The sequence below is a fragment of the Paraliobacillus ryukyuensis genome (genome assembly GCF_003315295.1).
In the GTDB taxonomy this organism is placed as follows: Bacteria; Bacillota; Bacilli; order Bacillales; family Amphibacillaceae; genus Paraliobacillus; species Paraliobacillus ryukyuensis.
In genome coordinates, this window is sequence record NZ_QNRI01000003.1 from 275843 (window position 1) to 297003 (window position 21161).

The window sequence follows — 21161 nt, forward strand, 5'->3', positions numbered from 1 at the left end:
TAATCATTTAACCGAGGGGGAAATATTTCATGAAAAAAAATCTATTGCTAAGTTTAGCAGGTTTATTCTTTTTATTCTTACTTGTAGCTTGTGGAGGAAACAACACAGATAATAGTAAAGAAACATCTGCAGATGCTGAATCAGATGCAACTACAGAAGATACTTCATCAGAAGAAACGGCTGAGCCAGTAGAAATTGAATTCTGGCATGCAATGAGTGGGCCGCATGAAGAAGCAATCAACGGGTTTGTGGAAGATTTCAATAGCGAACACGAAAACATTACAGTAAAACCAGTTAACCAAGGTAGTTATGATGACTTAGAACAAAAAGTGATGGCTGCTGCTAAAGCAGGAAATTTACCAACATTATCACAAGCAGTAACAAATGTTATTCCCGAATATATTGCGAATGATTTTGTTGCACCATTAAATGATTTTATTGAAGATAGTGAAATTGGTCTATCTGATGAGGAATTAAATGATTATGTAGATGTGTTCAAGCAATCAAGCCAATGGGATGGCACTTACTATAGCTTACCTTTTAGTAAAAGTACCCGAATCCTTTTTTATAACACAACAATGTTAGAAGAGAATGGATTAGAAGCACCAAAAACATGGGAAGATGTACGAAATATTGCAGAAACAGTAACGGGTGACGGGATAGTAGGAATGGGCTTTGAGAATTCATATGAATCTGAATTCCAAGCAATCCTAAAACAAATGGGCGGTACTTACATTGATAAAGAAACCCATGAAGCTAAATTTGGTTCTAAAGAAGGTGTGCAAGCAATGACTATGATTAAAGATATGATTGATGAAGGTATTGCACGCACTGCTGGAGAAGATAATTATATGTCTAATCCATTTGGACGTGGGGATGTGGCAATGTACATCGGTTCTTCCGCTGGAATTCCGCACGTAGCTTCAGCAGCTGAAGGAAATATTGAATGGTCTGCAACAACGATGCCAACATTAGACGGTGAAGCAGCTACTACATTTGCTGGTAATGACATTGTGATGTTCAATCAAGCCGAAACAGCAGAACAAGAAGCAGCTTGGCAATTTATGAAATACCTAACAAGTCCTGAAGTAAGTGCAGATTGGGCAATGCAATCTGGTTACTTACCAGTTCGTTACTCTGCACAAGAAACAGAAGATTACCAAGCATATGTAGAAGAAAATCCAGCTTATGAAGCAGGTCCAAAACAGTTTGATACCGGGTTCTTTATTGCTCGTGTACAAGGTGGAGATGCTGTACGTAATATCGTACTGGAAGAGTTAGACAAGATTTTACTAGATGAAAAGACAGTAGAAGAAGGTCTGTCCGATGCACAAGAACAAGCGAATGAGGAACTTCAACAATAAACGCCATTAGAGTGAGGCAGGGTCTCCCTGCCTTTTTCTATTAGAATAGTTTAACTAGCAGGAGGGACAAAAATGAATCAAACAACGATAACATTCTGGGGTGGGCTTCGTACGATAGGGGGAAATATAGCTGAAATAAAATATGGTAACGATCGCGTGATCTTTGATTTTGGCTTGGTATACGATCCTAGCACAACGATTATCCAGACAAAACAACGAGCAAGTAAATATGTTAGTGATCAATTGCAATTAAATGCTATTCCGATGATCGATGGCATTTATCAACAAGAAGATATTCAAGCAGGAGTGTATGCATTTGAGCCGCTTAAAGCTTTTGAGGAGACAGAGCTAAATACAGCCGTTTTTATTTCACACCTACATTTAGATCATATTGGTGCCATGGATACGATTGCTCCACAAATTCCAGTCTATCTATCTAAAGAGAGCAAAGCCTACTTTCACCAATTAGAAAAAATCGGAGAAGGACTAACGAAACAAAGAGACTACACGGGGATTAATTATCAAGAACCGCTACATATAGGTGCCATCAAAGTAACGCCATTTCAAACCGATCATGATGCATATGGGTCCATGGCAATGCTTGTAGAAACACCTGACTTAACGGTTTTATATTCTGGTGATATTCGCATGCATGGACAGCATCCAGAATATAATCAAACATTAATAAAAGCGATGCAAGATTATACGATTGATTTGCTGCTATTGGAAGGTACATCATTCCGTCCGCATACAGAAGAAGAATCGACTGCTGATCAAACAAGAGTTCAGTCCGAAAAAGAAATCGCGTCTTTTATAGCTGAAAAATTAAACGCACATGACCGCTTAGCAGTCTTCAATATATATCACCGAAATTTAGATCGAATTGAGCACATGATTGATGTAGGGAATCGTACGAAACGAACCGTTGTTTTTGAACTTGCAACTGCTCATTTAGCAGATCGATTTGCTAGTGATAAGCAATTTGCAATTCTTGTACCAAGCCGAGAAACATTGACTGTATGGGAACAAGATTTAATGGATCGCTATCCCATTGTGAATGCAACTCAAATAAACAAAGCACCTGCGACGTATTTTGTACAAAATAGCTTTGACCGAATTACTGATTTATTGGATTTGGAAGTGCAAGGGGCACTCTATTTCCATTCAAATGGTATACCATTGGGTGCTTTCGATCTAAATTATCACGCACTATTGGGCTTATTAGAACAGCTTGGTTTGATCTATCAATCCGTCAATGTGTCTGGACATGCAACTCAATCCGATATCTTAGCACTTATTGATGCAATACAACCAAGATTGTTGGTTCCTTGGCATAGTCATTATCCAGAGCTAGTTATCCCAAATAATCCCGAGCAAGCGGTGTTTTTACCAGCAAAAGCAACGTATGTTTATAATGATGGAACATTAAATAAAATCTAAAGAAAATAGTATCCTATCTGTGCAACGGGGGCGACAGTATAGGATTTTTTTATTATAATAGAACAAACGTATATTTGGAGGAATCGGCATGTTTGAAAAAATAGTTTTTCTAGGCGCAGGTGCTATGGCAGAGGCATTAATTGCTGGAATTGTAAAAGCTAACATCGTAAAACCTGAACAAATTGTAGTGACGAATAAATCAAACCAAGCACGATTACAAGCTTTAGCAAGCAATTATCAAGTGCAAACAACGCAATCAATTGAACAAGCAGTAACGGATGCAGATGCGGTTGTTTTTGCGATGAAACCCAAAGATATCCAAACCGCTTTAGCGGAAGTAAGGCCCCATCTAACCGGATCACAAGTGTTGATTTCCGTACTCGCAGGAACACCGATTACCGTTTTTCATGATACATTGACGATGAATGTTCCGATTATCCGTACGATGCCTAATACATCGTCAACCATTGGTTATGGTGCAACTGCGATAACTGTTGGGGAATATGTAACCGAACAGCAACTGGAACAGACTAAAAAACTATTTGAAACGGTTGGAACAGTGACAGTTGTTGAAGAAGATGACATGCACGTGGTGACCGCTTTATCTGGGAGTGGACCGGCTTACTTTTATTATATGGTTGAAGCAATGCAAGAAGTAGCAGCAAAAAAAGGGTTAGAAGCAACGAAAGCGAAGGAACTCATTTACCAGACGATTCTTGGGGTAGCTGAGATGCTTCAGCAAACAGAAGAGACCCCAACGCAATTACGTAAGAATATTACAAGTCCTAATGGCGTGACGCAGCGTGCGGTCGAAGCGTTATACGATCATCACTTACCAGAAACAATCGAAGCAGCCATTGAAGCAGCAATTAAGCGTTCAGAAGAATTAGGGAAAGCATAATAATACCCCTCATTGTGTTACAGTTGATTAACACAATGAGGGGTAGTTTAATTTTGTTGCTGTCTACTGTCTTACTTGCCATTTACGAGACTGTTGAATGAAATGGCCTACTTTTTCTAGCACCGATTCTACTGAACTTTGATCATGTACAATATCATAGTCTGCAATATTGATTCGCAAAATTGGACAGGCATTGAAGCTATTAATCCAGTGCTCATAACGTTCATGCATCTCTTTCCAATAACTTAGTGGTGTTTGCTGTTCCATTGGACGCCCACGTTGTTTAATACGACTAATCACATCATCAAACGAACCTTCTAAATAGATTAATAAGTCAGGGTGTGGGAAATATGGCGTCATGACCATTGATTCAAATAAACTGCTATATGTGTCATAGTCTGTAGGTGTCATGTTCCCTTTGTCGTAATGCATTTTAGCAAAAATCCCTGTATCTTCATAAATCGAACGATCTTGAATAAAACCGCCACCGTATTCAAAAATACGCTTTTGCTCTTTAAAACGTTCCGCTAAGAAATAGATTTGCAAATGAAAACTCCATCGTTCGAAATCAGCATAAAATTTATCTAAATAAGGGTTGGTATCGACTTTTTCTAGTGACGTACGAAAATTCAAAGCATTCGCTAACGCGTTTGTCATTGTTGACTTTCCTACACCTACTGTACCAGCAATGGTGATGACACTATCGTGAGGAATCTGGTATTTTTCTCGTAAATTCATTATTTCATAGCTCCTTTTTGTAATTGCTGCTCCACAAGGGTAATAATTGTATTTAAATCATCTTGGTGTTTGATAAAATCTACGTTATCGCCATCAATCCGAATCACCGGTATATCTGGGTGTTGTGCTTCAAACTGTTCCATGAACGTTTGATAGTCTTGTTTTAATTGCTGCAAATAAGAAGCTTTAATGTTTTTTTCTACATCTCTTCCACGCAAGGAAATGCGATGCAATAATGTATCCAAACTTGCATCTAAATAAATCATCATATTTGGCTTCGGCATATCGTTCGTTAATATATGATAAATTTGTTCGTATTTTTTAAATTGACCAGGCTTTAAGGTACGCTTTGCAAAAATCATATTCTTTGAAATATGGTAATCAGCCACTACAGGCTTTCCCTTTGCCAAGTAATATTTCTCAATATCTTCTAATTGTTTAAACCGATTGCATAAAAAGAACATTTCCGTTTGGAAACTCCATTCTTCAATATTATCATAAAACTTCCCTAAGAATGGATTTTCTTCTACAATTTCTTGTAACAAATCGACATCAAAATGTGCCGCTATTTTTTTTGATAGCGATGTTTTTCCAACACCAATAGGCCCTTCTACGGCGATAAACGGTGTATGCTGCATATGATTCCCCTCCAATAAAACATGTGGCAACAATTGTATCCTCTAATTAATGATTAGCTAACTAGTAATTGGTTTCGTAAAAGTAAATGAAGCCAATCCATATTCTATCATATTTTGACTTAATAGACAGAGAATTAGTGTATGTAATTAATGTTATCATTTGACAATTCCATGTCTTTTGCCTCTTATTTTGAAAAATCCACCAGCCTCTTGTATAATAAAAAATAGTTTAATTATAAAGAATCTTAATTTGCTATTCTGGCTCCATAGCTCAGGGGATAGAGCGTTGGTTTCCTAAACCATGCGTCGCAGGTTCGAATCCTGCTGGGGCCATCTAATAAAACGTTGGTATAACAAGGTTTATAGACGTGGTTAAAAATGGTGATTATGTTAAAAATCCAAAACTGCAAACCGATTGCAAACCCTTGAATTCAAAACCATTAAAAAACCTTACTCACCTTGTGAGGTGAGTAAGGGAAAAAGTACTAGAAAATAGTTGGTACCATGCCGCCATCCATGCGAATGGGAGAACCTTTAAAAGCGGAAGCATAAGGGCTACATAAAAAGGTCGTTAATCTACCTATTTCATCTGGCTTGATAAATCGTTGAATTTCAGATTGAGGTAGATTTTTAATCATAAAGTCTTTCTCCTTTGCGGAAAAAGTCATATCTTCGTTCGGATACATTCCTTCAATAATTTGATGGACATTTTCAGAGAGTGTTGGTCCCGGCAAGACGGTATTGACTGTAACTTCTTTTCCTATTGTTAATTTAGATAGGCTTTTTGACAATGATAATAGCATTGATTTTGTCATACAATATTGAGGCATTTGTCCCGATGGCATAACTGCTTCTTCACTCGCAATAAAGATAATTCGACCAAAATTATTTTTTAACATTTTAGGTAAGTAAAATTTAGATAGTCCATTTGCGGCAAGAACATTAGTACGAATATACTTTTCCCATATTTCATCTTCAATGTCCTCATACTTCATCATTTCATAAATCCCCATATTGTTAACTAAAATATCAATTTGTGGATGTTTTATTAATAATGCTTCCCTTTGTTGACTATTTACAATATCGGCAGTAGCATTTTCAGGAAAACTATCAGGGAACTTTAACTTAATTTCATTTACGGTGTTTTCTACCTTTTCGTCATTTCGTCCATTAATTAAAACATGAACACCCTCTTTTGCAAGTTCCATTGCAATTGCTTTACCAATCCCTTTTGTTGAACCAGTGACTAAAGCTGTTTTATTTTTTAATTCCATATCCATCATACATTGCTCCTTTTATTTTGAGATATATTCCTTTTTTTAGTTCTATTCACATCATCCTGCTGATCATACAGGATTGAAAAGTGAACTAGTCAATTTATCAATTTTGTACCGAGATGTTCCCTACGCCATTTTAAAGGGGTAGCACCTTCCCAAATGTGAAAGGCGCGGAAAAATGAATTTTGGTCTTCATATCCAACCAAAAAGGCGACCTCTTTAATATGTAGTGACGGGTCTGCAAGGTATTCTCTTGCCTGCTCATGTCGAACTTTTCCTAATAAATGCTTGAAGCTTGTTTCCTCTTCAGTAAGTCTCCGCTGTAAGGTACGATCGCTTACCCCTAACTCGCTTGCTATAGTATGAATGTCAGGCCGACCTCCTGCTAAGTTAAGTTTCATAATGCACTTGACCGTTTCCGTAAGGGAAGAGCTGCGTGGTTGCTCATTCAATGACTGTTCCAGTAGGGGAGTCAGTATCTCTAGTAATTCTGCATTATACGAGAAAAAGGGACGATCCAGATCTGCTCGGTGTAACGTTAATCTATTACAGTTTGTACCGGCTTGAATTCGACAGCCGAAGTAATCTTCAAGTATCTCCAGATCCCCAAAGGAATGGGAAGAAAATTCAACTAACTCTGCTGTCAAAGGTTGGCCTGTCCCTCGACGTCCCAATTCAAGAAGAAATGCCAACGTAATGCCAATTAATATGGACAGACCGGGTTGATCGCTATGTACTGTTTTTATTTCAATTGTACAATGTTCATCTTCCTCAGTAATATGTAAGCTTTCAGGTGGACATAGTTTTTTGTACTTGACCATTCGATTTAAAGCATCACGATAGTCACGAGCGTGGTAAGTAGCTAAGACAGTCGGAGGGAAGTGGTCTGTTTCAAAAGATGTCGCAAGCTTGATAATTCCCTTGGCAGTGTCATCCATGAGCTCCGAATAAGCTTGCCAGATTGCAAAATATTGAGATGTGGTGACAACGGGATCAGAAACAATAGAAATAGGCAATTTTGCTTTTCGAACTACCTCGTGAGGAAATATTCCCAATTGACGTAATCCTGTCCAAAATCCTGCAGGAACTTTTATACGATTAGAGGTATAGAACGCCATACCAATCGTCCTCCTTTATCTATTTACATTAGTGGTTTAAGCGCATCTTTCTTTGCTAACTACATAATTTAATAGTAACGTTTCAACAATGCTTTGTAACTAGCAAATGGCGACAAAACACTTGCTAACTACGCCAACTTATAAAAAAGGAGCAATGCAAAGGGAAGTTGCCTCTTAGTTTCCACAATACATAATAAAAATAAGATTTATGATTGTTTTTTTAGACTATTTGGTCTACAATAATATTAGACCAAATAGTCTGTAGAATGGAGTGGATAAGTAATGGAAAGAGTATTAGTTGCGGGTGCTACTGGTTATCTAGGACGATATGTTGTAAAAGCATTAAAACAAAAAGGATATTATGTAAAAGTGTTGGTGAGATCAAAAAATAAGTTAAATCAAGAAGGCCCCTATGCTTCTCCTTCTGTCTATGATTTTGTTGATGAAGTTGTGGTCGGAGAGGTTACTAGACCAGAAACAATTCAAGATGTATGCTCAGATGTTGATTTCGTTTTTTCTTCAGTAGGGATAACAAAACAAAAGGATAATTTAACTTTCATGGATGTAGATTTTAAAGGGAATCTTAATTTGTTAAGAGAAGCAGAACGAAGTAAAGTTCAACGCTTTATGTATATTAATGTCCATGGAGCTGAGCGATGTCCGTCTACTTTGATTAAAGCAAAGCAGAGCTTTACCAATGAACTGAAGCATAGTTCTATTCCGCATATTATAATTAATCCAACAGGGTATTACTCTGACATGACTGAATTTTTAGCCATGGCTAGAAAGGGAAGAGTTTTTCTACTTGGGAAAGGTTTGAATAAAATGAACCCCATTCACGGAGCTGACCTAGCTAATGTATGTGTTTCTGCATTTGGTAAAGAAAATTCCACCATTAAGGTTGGAGGACCGAATGTTTACACTTATTATGAGATAGCTGAATTAGCTTTAAAAGTAGTAAGTAAAAAAGAAAAAGTCACTACAGTTCCTGAGTGGCTAGTTAAATTTAGCTTCCCATTTTTGAGAATGATCAATAAAAAGCAATATAATTTATTCCTATTTTTCTTTTATATGATGACGCATGATGTTGTTGCTGAACCTCATGGTAAGATGGATTTAAAGTCCTATTTTGAAAGTGTTACTGAACAAGAGGGAAAAGAATGAAGAGTAGTCAAACAAAGCGAAACCTCATACAAGCAACCATCGATCTAATTATGGATTACGGCCTGGAAAAACTAACGATTAATAAGGTGATTAAACAGGCGCAAAGTAGTAAAGGCTCCTTTTATTACTACTTTTCCAATATTGACGACTTGATGAAAGAAACATTTTTATATACCTTAAATCATAGCCTTGTAGAGTTTTCTTACTGTAAGGAACAGTCATTTGAAGAAAATATCAATCAATTTGGACATTATCTAATTAAAACATCAAAGAAAAAGTCATCAGCACATGCAATCATGTTTTTATGGATATCAAAATGCTTCCAAGATGAAAACTATAAAAAGCAGTTTCAAGCAATGCGAAAGCAAATTATTGAAGAAAATACTGTTTCAAGGGAACTGCAGAAAATGTTTCAAGTCGATATAGAATGGCTTTATATGTGTGACATCATAATTATAGGTTTTCTCGTACATTGTGTTCTGCATGAAGATGAAGACGAACTTCTATCCATTTGGAAACAATTTGTTACGGTTATAATGTCGCATAAGAGCTAGAGATGGTTTAGTCAATCGAATACGACATTCTTCCACATAGCCTTGTTTAGTAAGTTAATTACTTTTCAAGCATAACGGCTTTTTATTTTATGATACAAAGATACGATTCATGAAAAGAATGTTTCAGTAATCAGTGTAATTGGGTGATAATCACTTGTCTAATTCCTTGCTAACGTTCGGGAATTAGACTTTTTTTATCTCTTAAACCCTTTTAACAGTGTAAGAAGGTATGTAATTTAAGTAGTAATAGCTTTAACTTTGCTAAAAACCCATAAAAACAAGAAAGAAGAAATCTATTATTAGTGAGCTTTGATTATTACTATTAGGATGTGGTGCCCTTGTTTGGAGTATTTTTTTCCTGATAAATCAAGGCATCTGAAGCATGTGCTTATCGCATTGTAACACGATATTTTCTCCTGCTAACCAAAAAAATAATAGATAAATGGAGAGAGAAGGATAAAAGGGATCAAGCACATTATCGCAATCCCCCCTTGTTTGTTTTCGTTTGCTCTCCATTCATGTCGCCCGTACAAATAACAGTGCCCAGCCACATAAAGTGATAAAAGAATGATGATCGATAAGTACATACTAGTCCCTCACCTCTTCAATCTTAGAGTCGTTGATCATTTTCCCAAATGTTAATCGTTTTAATTGATAATCAACATGTATAGCAGCATTGGGAAAAATTTTTTTATTCCAATCCCCTTTTTCATAAGCTGGTACATCTTTAAAAAACTTTCTAATATATAAGGACCAGTAGAATGGGTCAGATCCATAGGTTTCTTGGGACTTGGTAATTAATTGATTGGTTTTAGCCTCAATGGTTTGTTCAAATTTCTGAATAAGTTGATTTTGTTCATCTTGGTTTAAAGCATAATCAACCATACTAGGAATAGCGATTATTTCCAATTCAAATGGAACGACAACATCAATGGAAGCGTGATTAGCTTTATTATCATAATTAATATTCACCTTTGGCTCGGAAGATTGAGCATAATTAAAGCCGACTTGGTAGGTTGGTTTAATAGGATCTGGAAAACTTACGAACAACTCATCCATGTCGACCGTTTTGTCCAATATATTGCATAACCTCGTATCTTCGCCGGTAAGTGTGTCGATCATCATGCCCTCTTTAAAAACGGCAGAGCCCATGAATTGCGTGGGATTTCCTCCTTGTTTTGGGATTTCCCCCGCTAGATAATCGTGGTCTTTTTTTGTGTTTGTTTTATTTTCTTCCTTCATTGTGGTGGCATAAATGGCTAAAAATAAATCAGCATCCCCTTCCGTAATTTGAAAAAAACGGTGGATATCCGCGTCAGGTATTATCCCGGTTTGTTGTGCTCGTTGTAACATATATTGAAAATACTTATGTGGTCGAGTTTCCATGGTTGGCTTGTTTTTTTTTAAAAATTGGGAAGCGCGTTCTTTACTAACAACAATCTGAACGCTTCCTCTGATTTGTGGGATACGTGATGCAGATTGAATTACGCGGATAAAACCTTCTGATCTAGCTACTTCTTCGGATACGACAATGATTTTCATATGGTCTAACATAATTTTTTTGGTAACAAATGAGTTAGCTAAACTGGTTGCCGTAATAATATCGCTGCCTAAAATACTAACTGTCTCTTTCGGTTCTTCACTAGAACCAGCAGTAGCCATCGTTGACCCAACTTCAGGGTTAGCAATTTGAAAGGAAAACGTATAACTCCCCTTATCCTCTCCTTTATCAATACCAAGTGCAACAACATAGGATTGTTGTTCTAGCTCTATTTTGTCATAACAACTGGTTAACAAAGGTAAGGTGAAAAGGAAAAGAACCATCAATTTCTTGTATGTCATTGTTTCTTCAAATCTCCTTTCGCTAGAGCAACGATCCATAACAGAACCGGAAAGCTAATGAGTAATGGCGTAGTATAATTTAATAAAGCATCTCGAAATACCAGTTCATTCATAATTACGTTCTCTGGTATAATACTAATAATTAAATTGAAGAAACCAATAGGTAACAGCAAACTTTCGATATATTTAATATGAAAAAGACTAGCAAATATCCAGGTAATGATGTAAAGGTAAATGGTGAAGCGAATAAAACTCGCTAGAATCCAAAAAACCATAAAGAATGTTTCAATATTCGTTATAAAACTACCGATGTTTACATATTGGGTAAGATCATGAAATGGAAAAGACATTTTTTCAATTGAGTTATAATCATATGTAGTAGCATAAATAAAAAAGAAAGTAATCAATTGAGTAATGGAAAATAGCAATCCGATAATAACACCTTTACGAAAATAAGTTGTTTTCTCAAAAGAAGTATAGGCAATGGTAACAAGGAAAACTTCGTAAAAAAGCGACCCTTTTCGTACACCCTCCCACAATACATCTTGCATTCCAGTTCCGAAAAATGGGAATATCCGATCAACAACGATATCATTAGAAATTAAAGCAATTAAAACAACCGAAGAGAGTAAGAAAAATGGGAGTAATACTTTTGATACGAACCCAATAACTTTCCACCCTTTTTTAGCAGAAAAATAAACTACGATGAAAAAGATTAACGCTATTGTTATTCCAGGCGCTTCAGGAAAATATAATATTTTGATTTGAGAGACATAACTCTCATTACCTAATCCCATTAATAAAAAAGCACTAATAAAAATAAGTAAGCCAATAATTTTACTTCCCCAGCCCCCGAGAACTGTTTCCATCATTTCAATTAAATGTTTATCCTGGTATTTTTTTAATAAATAAAATAATAAGAAAAGTGATGGTAGAATAACAAGCAGAGAAATAAATGGTACATACCAAAAAGCATTTTGGGTTTTTTGCGTAAATAGACTAGCCGTTGAATCTGATGCTCTTGTAGCAATCAGAATAGACAGAATCGCAAACATTTCTCCAGTTTTTAATGTATCTGTTTGTTTCATTCCTTACACCTACTTTATTTCTTTCTCATATCTTTTGGCCGTAGCTGACCAGGACGGAAGTGTTCATTCCGAATGGCTTTGCGAAAAATTGTGTCTTTAGGAGATCTAAAGGTTGGTGCCACGGGCGATAGATAAGGCACCCCAAAGGATTTTAATGAAGCAGCATACATGATCCACAATAGAAGTGCCCCCATTAGTGTCAACATTCCCATAAAACCAGCTGCTATGATAAACATAAAACGTGTAATTCGTACCGTATAGTTAAGACTTACATCAGAGATAGCAAAAGAAGTTAGTCCAGATAAAGCAGATACAATAACAATAATCGGGCTAATGATATTAGCTTCTACTGCAGCTTGGCCGAGAATCAATGCTCCAACAATACCAATGGTAGGTCCTAGTGCAGAGGGAATTCGAATCCCAGCCTCGCGGATTAATTCAAAAGCAACTTCCATAATTAATACTTCAATGATTAATGGAAATGGAACCCGTTCTCGTGAAGAGGTAATCGCAAGCATTAAATCAAGTGGAATCATTTCACTATGATAGTTTGCTAAAGCGACATATGTTGCAGAAATCATCGTTGTTAAGTAAAACCCAATTATTCGCACAATTCTTGAAAAATTTCCAAACATAAACCGAGAATAACGATCTTCAGGACTTTGAAAAAACGTAAAAAATGTGACAGGTAAAATCAGACAGGCAGAAGAGCTATCCATTAACAACACAATATGTCCGTCTTCAATGTATGCAGCTGCATTATCAGGCCGTTCGGTATAATAGATACTCGGAAAAATAGAATATGGTCGTTCTTCTAAAAATTGCTCTAACAACTCTACATTTCGGACATTATCTGTATTAATATCTCGTAAGCGTTCTTCTACGTCCTGTAGTACTTCTTTATTGACTAAATCAGCAATATAGATAAGGGTGACATCTTGTTTGGACCTTTTTCCAACGGTAGAAGCTGTCGTAATTAATTGCTTGTCTCGAATTTGTTTTCGAATTAAAGAGATATTAACGTGTAGTGATTCGGTAAAAGCCTCTTGTGGTCCTCTTACAACACTTTCATTAGCAGACGGACTGACATTACGATGCTGAAACTGTGCGACATCCAAAGAGTAAGCAACCGCTTCGCCTTCAGAAAAGATCACCACTTTCCCACTGTTAATATGGTCAATTACTTGTTCTAACGTATCTATTATTTTAAAGCTTTCATTGGTTAGGACATTTTCGTAGGTTTCCCCGTCATGTTCTAACAATGGTCTCACAATTGCTTGTTCAATTTTATCGCTATTCACAATGGATGAGTAATAAAACAAATAGGCATTTTTTTTATTAAAATTAACAAATACGGTTCGATGACAAAAATCTTTATTTATTTCAGCAGAAAACAGTTGTTTCAAAGATTCAATTTGCTCTTTTGTATTTGGATTTATAGCGGTTTTTTTATTAGAATTTGTTTTTTTACTACGCGTCTTTTTTGACTGAATCATAGTTATCCTCCAACGAAGTGCTGTACCTAGTTTGTGAGAGAATGTATTTTTTATACTTTAAGAAAAAAAGCATAATAAAAAAGCATGACACTTAGATGTGTCATGCTTACATAAAAAAATAAGTTTAGGCTTTTTTCGTTGCTTCTAACTCAACATTAAATTTAACTTCTTTTCCAATCAATACGCCACCAGTTTCTAGCGTTGCATTATAGGTTAAGCCATATGCTTCCCGATTGATAACGCCGGCAGCACTAAAGCCAAAGACTTGGTTACCCCATGGGTCTTGCCCTTGTCCTTCGAAGGTGACGGTAAATGTTTCTGCATTTGTCACTTCACGAATAGTTAAATCACCAGCAATTTCATATTCATCTTCTGATTTTTTTGTTATGTTCGTTGATGTAAATACAATATTGGGATGATTCTCTACATCAAAGAAATCAGCTCCTTTAATGTGACCATCACGATCCTTATTACGTGTGTCTACACTACTTGCATCAATCGTAAATACGATATCAGCGTTTGTAAGATCTTCTGGATCAGCCTCAAATTGTACTTGGAAATCATGAAATGTTCCTTTTACTTTTGACACCATCATGTGTTTCACCGAGAAATCTATACTTGTGTGTGCCGGATCTACGTTAAATGTTTGTTTTGTCATTGCATACTCCTCCTTTGTTATTAAACAGTTACTTTATGTAACCGAGTATATATTAGTAATCAATTATGGTCAAGTAAATGTTTCTTAATAAAGAGAATGTTTAACGTTATTGTGTGTGGGTAAATGATCTATAGAACAAATAATTGGTAAAACTATTAAAAGGAGCGGATTTGTAATGAGTAAAGTAGCATGTGTCATAACAGATTATTTTGAAGATGTTGAATATACGGATCCTGCGAAAGCATTACAAGACGCAGGCCATGAAGTAGTAACTATTGAGAAAGAACATGGAAAAACAGTTACAGGAAAACAAGGTAATACTAAAGTTACCATTGATAAAGCAATTGATGATGTAAGCCCAAATGATTTTGATGCCTTATTAATTCCTGGGGGTTTTTCTCCTGACCAGTTACGTGGAGATGATCGCTTTGTTTCCTTCGCAAAAACATTTATGGATGAGAAAAAACCCGTATTTGCGATCTGTCACGGACCACAACTATTAATTACAGCTAAAGCACTAGAAGGTCGAACAGCAACTGGTTTTAAGTCGATTAGGGTAGATATGGAATATGCCAAAGCAAATGTAAAAGATCAAGAAGTGGTTGTTTGCCAAAACCAATTAGTAACTAGTCGTATGCCAGATGACATTCCGGCATTCAATAAAGAAATGCTTAACTTACTGGCTCAGTAATAGATAAAAAACTCGCTTTAACAAATGTTAGAGCGAGTTTTCTCTTGTTTATGCTCGTTTTTTAATTGTAAAGTTATCCTCTAGTAAGAGCCAATTTTGGGGAAAAGCTAACCCCAGTTTCCAATAGCTAATTCCTCGTAAATTCAATTCCTTAATTAAATCAAATTTTGCTTGAATCGATCGTGCATCTTCAAACCAAACTTCATGGTTATTTCCGTCTGCATCGGTGTAAAAAAAGTAGGGTGCTTGTGCTTGTTGGTCATACTCAATTGCTACATTATTATCTCGTGCTAAAATAATCGCTTGCTGTGGACTCACAGCACGCGCGTATTCTCCACCTGGTTCATAAGGTAGCGTCCAATCATAGCCATAAAGATTTTGCCCAAGCATGATTTTGCTAGCAGGCATTTCGGTTAACGCATATTCGACTACTTCCCGAACTTTATCTAATGGAGAAACGGCTAATGGTGGACCGCCACTGTATCCCCATTCGTAAGTCATTAGCACAACAAAGTCCGCTATCTCCCCATGTGCCGCGTAATCATGTGCTTCATACCATTCCCCTTTTTGTTCACTACTGGTTTTGGGAGCTAATGCTGTAGACATTAATAAGTTTTCTTGGGCTAAGCGATTTTTTGCTTTCCGTAAAAAATTATTATAGGACTCTCTTGCGGTAACTGGTAAGTATTCAAAATCAAAGTGAACATCTCTAAAACCGCCTGTTTTAGCGGTTTGGATAATGTTATCTAGTAATGTGTTTTGAACAGTTTCATCCGTAACAATTAGATTTCCAAGTTCCGCACTAAATGCCCCTTCTTCTAAGTTAGTCACGACAAGCATGAGTGTGGCACCGTTATTCGCAGCAATAGTAGGAAAATCATCTAATGGTGGTGGAATGAGGGTGCCGTCACGATTTACACGATAATTAAATGGAGCTAAGTAAGTTAAGTAAGGCGCAGCTTTTTTTGCTGCATTAACTAATGTTTCTGAAACGCTACCTCCAAGTGGTTCAATATAAGCATTGGACTCAATAGTTGGCTGAGGTAATTGAGGAATATATAAACGTAACCCCACAGAAAGGGTACCGTTTGGGTCGATATTATTAATAGTTGCTAATCGTTGATAGTCCAAGCCAAAAGATTGGGCAATACTATATAAGGTATCCCCAGGTTGCACATAATAAAATTGGCCAATAATGGGGATGACAAGGGATTGACCGACAACAAGTTGATTTGGGTTATCCAGTTCATTCGCATCTACTAATGCTTGATAAGTAGTACCGTATGTGTTTGCAATGGAATAAAGCGAATCCCCTGTTTGTACGACATGAATTTGCAAAGTAAGTTTCCTCCTTTTCGAAATTTTTACCTTTATTACTTTATGCGTAGTTAATAATGAACATGAATGTTTCTTTTTATTGACGTGATTTGGTACAATATTTTTAGGTTTATAACTATTAATGATGTATCGTTACAACCTAAGGAGACAAATGTTATGACAGACAAAGATTTTATGGAATTAGCGTTAGCCGAAGCAAACAAAGCAAATCAATTAGGAGAAGTTCCGATTGGAGCTGTGCTTGTGTACGAAGATAAGGTCATTGCCCAAGCGTTTAATTTAAGAGAGAGTTTGCAAACAACTGCTTCTCACGCTGAAATGCTCGTGATTGATAAAGCAAACGAGCAAATCGGTAGTTGGCGCTTAGAAGAATGTACTTTATATGTCACGCTAGAACCATGTCCAATGTGTGCTGGTGCCATTGTCCAATCGCGTATTCCTCGAGTCGTGTTTGGTGCTTATGATCCAAAAGCTGGTTGCGCAGGTTCCATCATGAATTTATTGCAAGATGATCGATTTAACCATCAAGTTGAAGTTGCTGGTGGAGTATTAGAAGAAGCATGTGGCACATTATTAACTACTTTTTTTAGACAATTACGGCAAAAGAAAACGCAACTAAATTCAAATAAAAATTACAAAAATTAACATCGGTAAAGGCTTGCATTTTTCATGAAATATAGCTATACTAGGAAATGCGCTTCAATAGCGTATATAAATAAGTTATCCAATTTGCCGTGCTAGGTGGGGAGGTAGCGGTGCCCTATACTCGCAATCCGCTATAGCGAGACGGAATTCCCGTCTGAGGTGGATAGCTTTAAGGTCTGCCATAAGGAATTGGTGTTGACGTTCGGGTCCTGCGCAACGGGAACCCGTGAATCCTGTCAGGTCCGGAAGGAAGCAGCAGTAAGCGGTATTTCTCGTGTGCCGCAGAGCAACCTGAACTGAGCCATGAACTTATGTAACGCTTGGAGCTATTGCATCGACGACGGGTGCACGGCGTTACCATACATAATCAAACCTCTTACCATAGGCGTAAGAGGTTTTTCTAACTTTATAAAAAATGCACATGTATTTTTTCCGTATTGTTCACATTATCGTTACTGTTCAGTTATAATAGAGAGGAATTCCCAAGAGAGGATCATGCGTAAATGAGCTATCAAGCACTGTATCGTGTGTGGCGCCCCAAAAGTTTTATTGATGTTGTCGGGCAATCACATATTACACGAACACTTCAAAACGCTATTTTACAAGAGAAGTTTTCCCATGCCTACTTGTTTTCCGGACCACGAGGGACTGGTAAAACAAGTGCAGCTAAATTATTTGCGAAAACCATCAACTGTAGACAAGCTCCAGTAGCTGAACCATGTAACCAATGTGATGCTTGCCTGGGGATTCAAGATGGTTCTATTTCTGATGTCATTGAAATTGACGCAGCGTCAAATAATGGTGTAGAACAAATCCGGGATATCCGTGATAAAGTAAAATATGCCCCGAGCGCTGTTAAATATAAAGTGTACATTATTGACGAAGTTCATATGTTGTCCATTGGTGCGTTTAATGCATTATTAAAGACATTAGAAGAACCGCCAAAACATGTCATCTTTATATTAGCAACGACAGAACCACATAAAATACCACTAACGATTATTTCTAGGTGCCAACGATTTGATTTTAAACGTATTACTCAACATGATATTATTGGTAGAATGGAAACAATTGTTGAAAAAGAACACATTTCTGTTACAAAAGATGCGCTGCATGCAGTAGCATTGGCCGCTGAAGGCGGTATGCGTGATGCGCTAAGCTTACTAGACCAAGCAATATCCTATAGTGAGGAACAAGTCGAGTTAGAAGATGTACTGGCAGTCACGGGCTCTGTGTCACAAGAGAAACTAACGGAAATGATGCAAGCTTTGTACAATAAAGATGCGCATCAGGGATTACAACTAGTAGATGATTTTATTCAATCAGGAAAAGATCCAGGGCGCTTTGTGTATGATGCCATCTACTTTTTACGTGATGTGTTACTTTATCAAAGTGCACCAGAATTAGATGTATTGGAACGAGCGATGGTCAGTGATTCTTTTCAACAGCTAGCCAGTACACTAGACTCGATTTGGATTCAAGAAGCGATCAGTGCATTAAATAATTGTCAGCAAGAAATGAAATGGACGAATAGCCCAAAAGTGTTTTTAGAAATTACGGTACTAAAATTAACTGAAAACAAAGCTCAATCACCAGAGGTAGTTAACACGATGACTTCTGAATCTGTAAACGTACTTACCCAACAAGTGGAGCGGTTGGCAAAAGAATTAGCAGATCTAAAACAAAACAAACCAGTGCAAGAAGCGCAAGAAAACAGACAATCGGAACCGAAGCGCAAACAACCGTCAACAAAAAGTCGGTTCAAAGTACCTTATGAGCGTATTAGACAGGTATTGGAACATGCTTCAAAGACGGATTTGAAACAAATTCAATCACAATGGGCAACTTTTATGCAACAGCTTAAAAAGCAAAATGCCCCAGCACATGCAACTGTCCAAGACAGTAAACCGAGTGCCGCTTCATCGGATGCTTTAATATTAGCTTTTAAATATGAAATACACTGTTCACTTGCTTTAGACCACCAACAAACGATAGAATCACTATTATCAAGTATTGTTGGAAAACAAGTGACAATCATTCCAATACCAGAAGCAAACTGGTTGGAGGTTAGGCAAGAGTATGTTCAGAAACAACGACAACAGCAAAGTGAAGATTCTGATGAACAAGAGCAAGTGGAGGAAGAAAAAGATCCACTAGTGGAAGAGGCACGAAAGCTTGTTGGCGATGATTTATTAGAAATACATGAAGATTAGTTATTATTTTAAGGAGGAATTACCATGCGTGGTGGAGGAAACATGAACAAAATGATGAAACAAATGCAGAAAATGCAAAAAGATATGATGAAAGCACAGGAAGAATTGCAAGAAATGACATTTGAGGCAACAGCAGGTGGTGGTATGGTCAAAGTTGTAGCTAACGGAAGCAAAGTAATTACAGGTATTGAAATTAATGAAGAAGTTGTTGATCCCGATGATGTTGAAATGTTACAAGACTTAATTATTACTGCAACAAACGATGTGTTAAAACAAGTAGATGATAAATCAAATGACACAATGGGACAGTTCACAAAAGGAATGAATTTACCCGGAGGTATGTTCTAGGAGGTAGTATTGTGTATTATCCAGAACCGATTTCAAAGCTAATTGATAGCTTTACTAAATTGCCAGGGATCGGACCGAAAACTGCGGTTCGACTGGCTTTTTTTGTACTAAATATGAAAGAAGACGATGTACTTGATTTTAGTAAGGCGTTAGTGAGTGCGAAGAGAGAGCTAACGCACTGTAGCATATGTGGTCATATTACTGATCAGGATCCTTGCTCCATTTGCCAAGATGAAACAAGAGATAGCTCCGTTATCTGTGTCGTCCAAGATCCTAAAGATGTAATTGCGATGGAAAAGATGAAAGAATTTAGTGGCCGCTATCACGTACTGCATGGCGCTATTTCTCCTATGGATGGAATAGGCCCAGAGGATATCAATGTGCCTACCTTGTTAAATCGATTAAAAGATGAAGAAGTAGAAGAATTAATTCTTGCAACGAACCCTAATATCGAAGGAGAAGCAACGGCAATGTATATCTCTCGTTTAGTTAAACCTTCTGGTATTCGAATCACACGAATCGCTCATGGATTACCAATGGGTGGCGACCTTGAGTATGCTGATGAAGTAACATTATCCAAAGCGATGGAGGGAAGGCGAGAATTATAAAGGAGATGTCAGTGAATGCCTTTTCGTAAAAAAATAAAAAAACAGCATGTCGATCAAAATCTTCTACAAGAGATTTTTCGTTTAAAAAATGAGTGGATGAAAATAAAAGATATAATTGATCGAAGTGTAGAACCTAGTGAATTCGGTTTATATGAATTGAAAGTAGCAGAAGCTAAGTATTTTTATTTATTACGCGAAGCAAGACACCGTGGAGTTAGCGCCCGTTAAAGCTTGTTCTAATTTTCTTCCTCTTTTCATAAGTTTGTATGGAGAACGTGGAAGGGAGGAAGGAATATGAATGCATCTTTTGTAATTATCGGGATCATAGCATTAATTGTATTACTGTTAGTAGTAGGTGCCCCATTAAAGCCCATGCGCTGGCTTATGCATGGAACTGTCAAACTAGTGATAGGTGTCTTGTGCTTGTTCTTTGTTAATATTTTTGGTGCTTCGATTGGATTGCACTTACCGATAAATTTTTTCACTGCTGCGATGATTGGTTTTTTAGGAATCCCAGGTTTTGCATCACTCACAGCATTACATTTATTTATATTCAATTAAAAGAAGTCTTTCTATATAGAGGGCTTCTTTTTTATATGTTTAACAATTGGGAGTTCGTGCTTGTGAGGTTAGACAATTAGAACTTTCTCCAAAAGGTTTCATCACTTTTTCAATAGTTTTTTTAAATTAATCCTTTACAACCTATGAATAAGCATGCTATAGTTACAAACGTTGCTCTTCAAAAGGCAACTGTTCAAGAATTAATTAATTTTTACTTTTTTGAAAATAACTATTGATTTTTTTTTGAATACATTATATAATTTATTAGCTGTCGATTTGAACAGCAGTTGTTTTCTTGAAAAACACTTTTTGAAAAACATATTGACTTTTGATTAAGTTAAGTGTTACAATATAGAAGTTGTCGATAAAACAACGCAATGTTTTTTGATCTTTGAAAACTGAACAAAACAACCAATATGGTAAGAAGTAACATGCTAGTCAAGTTATGAGTAAAGACATCTCATAAAAGCACATTAGGT

The 21161-nt window shown here is 36.7% G+C and carries 21 protein-coding genes, 1 tRNA gene and 1 other RNA gene; 14 read left to right on the forward strand and 9 right to left on the reverse strand.

The window, feature by feature from the left end; genetic code table 11:
- The first annotated feature begins 29 nt into the window (after nt 1–29).
- The 3 genes from DES48_RS07515 to proC all read left to right on the forward strand — a co-directional run bounded on the left by DES48_RS07515 (nt 30) and on the right by proC (nt 3705).
- Nucleotides 30–1364 (forward strand): ABC transporter substrate-binding protein, encoded by a 1335-nt coding sequence (locus tag DES48_RS07515; RefSeq protein WP_113868151.1) that lies wholly within the window; start codon nt 30–32, stop codon nt 1362–1364.
- Nucleotides 1365–1436: 72 nt separating this feature from the next.
- Complete coding sequence (locus DES48_RS07520) at nt 1437–2804, forward strand: MBL fold metallo-hydrolase (protein WP_113868153.1); 1368 nt, start codon at nt 1437–1439, stop codon at nt 2802–2804.
- Nucleotides 2805–2892: 88 nt separating this feature from the next.
- Complete coding sequence (gene proC / locus DES48_RS07525; RefSeq protein WP_113868155.1) at nt 2893–3705, forward strand: pyrroline-5-carboxylate reductase; 813 nt, start codon at nt 2893–2895, stop codon at nt 3703–3705.
- Nucleotides 3706–3768: 63 nt separating this feature from the next.
- Here the strand turns inward: proC and DES48_RS07530 are convergent, their stop codons facing one another.
- Together DES48_RS07530 and DES48_RS07535 are read right to left on the reverse strand one after the other, a co-directional pair.
- Nucleotides 3769–4443: a deoxynucleoside kinase gene (locus DES48_RS07530; protein ID WP_079710044.1), complete on the reverse strand. Its 675-nt coding sequence runs from the start codon at nt 4441–4443 to the stop codon at nt 3769–3771.
- A complete protein-coding gene (locus DES48_RS07535) occupies nt 4443–5081 on the reverse strand; it encodes a deoxynucleoside kinase (protein WP_113868158.1) in 639 nt (212 codons plus the stop codon). Before DES48_RS07535 ends, DES48_RS07530 begins: the two co-directional genes overlap by 1 nt.
- A gap of 260 nt (nt 5082–5341) precedes the next feature.
- Between DES48_RS07535 and DES48_RS07540 the strand changes: the two genes are divergently transcribed.
- Nucleotides 5342–5414, forward strand: a tRNA-Arg gene (locus DES48_RS07540).
- Nucleotides 5415–5566: 152 nt separating this feature from the next.
- Here DES48_RS07540 and DES48_RS07545 read toward each other — a convergent pair.
- Together DES48_RS07545 and DES48_RS07550 are read right to left on the reverse strand one after the other, a co-directional pair.
- Nucleotides 5567–6361 (reverse strand): SDR family NAD(P)-dependent oxidoreductase, encoded by a 795-nt coding sequence (locus DES48_RS07545; protein ID WP_113868160.1) that lies wholly within the window; start codon nt 6359–6361, stop codon nt 5567–5569.
- Between the two features lie 92 nt (nt 6362–6453).
- A complete protein-coding gene (locus DES48_RS07550; RefSeq protein WP_113868162.1) occupies nt 6454–7476 on the reverse strand; it encodes a helix-turn-helix domain-containing protein in 1023 nt (340 codons plus the stop codon).
- A gap of 282 nt (nt 7477–7758) precedes the next feature.
- Here DES48_RS07550 and DES48_RS07555 point away from each other — a divergent pair, with 282 nt between their 5' ends.
- Nucleotides 7759–8640, forward strand: coding sequence for an SDR family oxidoreductase (locus DES48_RS07555; protein WP_113868164.1), 882 nt, complete (start codon nt 7759–7761; stop codon nt 8638–8640).
- Entirely contained in the window at nt 8637–9194 is a 558-nt protein-coding gene (locus DES48_RS07560) for a TetR/AcrR family transcriptional regulator (protein ID WP_113868166.1), read from the forward strand. The genes DES48_RS07555 and DES48_RS07560 overlap by 4 nt, the downstream gene beginning before the upstream one ends.
- A 588-nt stretch (nt 9195–9782) precedes the next feature.
- On the opposite strand, the gene DES48_RS07565 is transcribed toward DES48_RS07560, so the two are convergent.
- The 4 genes from DES48_RS07565 to DES48_RS07580 all read right to left on the reverse strand — a co-directional run bounded on the left by DES48_RS07565 (nt 9783) and on the right by DES48_RS07580 (nt 14278).
- Nucleotides 9783–11036 (reverse strand): Ger(x)C family spore germination protein, encoded by a 1254-nt coding sequence (locus DES48_RS07565; RefSeq protein WP_113868168.1) that lies wholly within the window; start codon nt 11034–11036, stop codon nt 9783–9785.
- On the reverse strand, nt 11033–12124 hold the full coding sequence (locus DES48_RS07570) for a GerAB/ArcD/ProY family transporter (RefSeq protein ID WP_113868169.1): 1092 nt from the start codon (nt 12122–12124) through the stop codon (nt 11033–11035). Before DES48_RS07570 ends, DES48_RS07565 begins: the two co-directional genes overlap by 4 nt.
- 14 nt (nt 12125–12138) lie before the next feature.
- On the reverse strand, nt 12139–13620 hold the full coding sequence (locus DES48_RS07575; protein ID WP_113868171.1) for a spore germination protein: 1482 nt from the start codon (nt 13618–13620) through the stop codon (nt 12139–12141).
- Between the two features lie 124 nt (nt 13621–13744).
- Complete coding sequence (locus DES48_RS07580; RefSeq protein ID WP_079710036.1) at nt 13745–14278, reverse strand: YceI family protein; 534 nt, start codon at nt 14276–14278, stop codon at nt 13745–13747.
- A 175-nt stretch (nt 14279–14453) separates the two neighbouring features.
- Here DES48_RS07580 and DES48_RS07585 point away from each other — a divergent pair, with 175 nt between their 5' ends.
- Nucleotides 14454–14969: a type 1 glutamine amidotransferase domain-containing protein gene (locus DES48_RS07585; RefSeq protein ID WP_113868173.1), complete on the forward strand. Its 516-nt coding sequence runs from the start codon at nt 14454–14456 to the stop codon at nt 14967–14969.
- A gap of 48 nt (nt 14970–15017) precedes the next feature.
- Here the strand turns inward: DES48_RS07585 and DES48_RS07590 are convergent, their stop codons facing one another.
- The gene (locus DES48_RS07590) at nt 15018–16307 is read right to left on the reverse strand and encodes a glycoside hydrolase family 18 protein (protein WP_113868175.1); all 1290 of its coding nucleotides are present in this window, start codon (nt 16305–16307) and stop codon (nt 15018–15020) included.
- 156 nt (nt 16308–16463) lie between these two features.
- Between DES48_RS07590 and tadA the strand changes: the two genes are divergently transcribed.
- From tadA to DES48_RS07625, 7 genes are all read left to right on the forward strand, one after another.
- Complete coding sequence (gene tadA / locus DES48_RS07595) at nt 16464–16952, forward strand: tRNA adenosine(34) deaminase TadA (RefSeq protein ID WP_113868176.1); 489 nt, start codon at nt 16464–16466, stop codon at nt 16950–16952.
- Between the two features lie 87 nt (nt 16953–17039).
- An RNA gene (gene ffs, locus DES48_RS07600) (signal recognition particle sRNA large type) lies at nt 17040–17304 on the forward strand.
- 151 nt (nt 17305–17455) lie between these two features.
- Nucleotides 17456–19165, forward strand: a complete 1710-nt coding sequence (gene dnaX / locus DES48_RS07605; RefSeq protein WP_113868179.1) for a DNA polymerase III subunit gamma/tau — start codon at nt 17456–17458, stop codon at nt 19163–19165.
- Nucleotides 19166–19189: 24 nt separating this feature from the next.
- A complete protein-coding gene (locus DES48_RS07610; protein ID WP_113868181.1) occupies nt 19190–19513 on the forward strand; it encodes a YbaB/EbfC family nucleoid-associated protein in 324 nt (107 codons plus the stop codon).
- A gap of 11 nt (nt 19514–19524) precedes the next feature.
- Nucleotides 19525–20121, forward strand: coding sequence for a recombination mediator RecR (gene recR / locus DES48_RS07615; protein WP_079710030.1), 597 nt, complete (start codon nt 19525–19527; stop codon nt 20119–20121).
- Nucleotides 20122–20136: 15 nt separating this feature from the next.
- On the forward strand, nt 20137–20349 hold the full coding sequence (locus DES48_RS07620) for a YaaL family protein (protein WP_113868183.1): 213 nt from the start codon (nt 20137–20139) through the stop codon (nt 20347–20349).
- Between the two features lie 66 nt (nt 20350–20415).
- Nucleotides 20416–20682: a pro-sigmaK processing inhibitor BofA family protein gene (locus DES48_RS07625; protein WP_079710028.1), complete on the forward strand. Its 267-nt coding sequence runs from the start codon at nt 20416–20418 to the stop codon at nt 20680–20682.
- Nucleotides 20683–21161 lie beyond the last annotated feature (479 nt).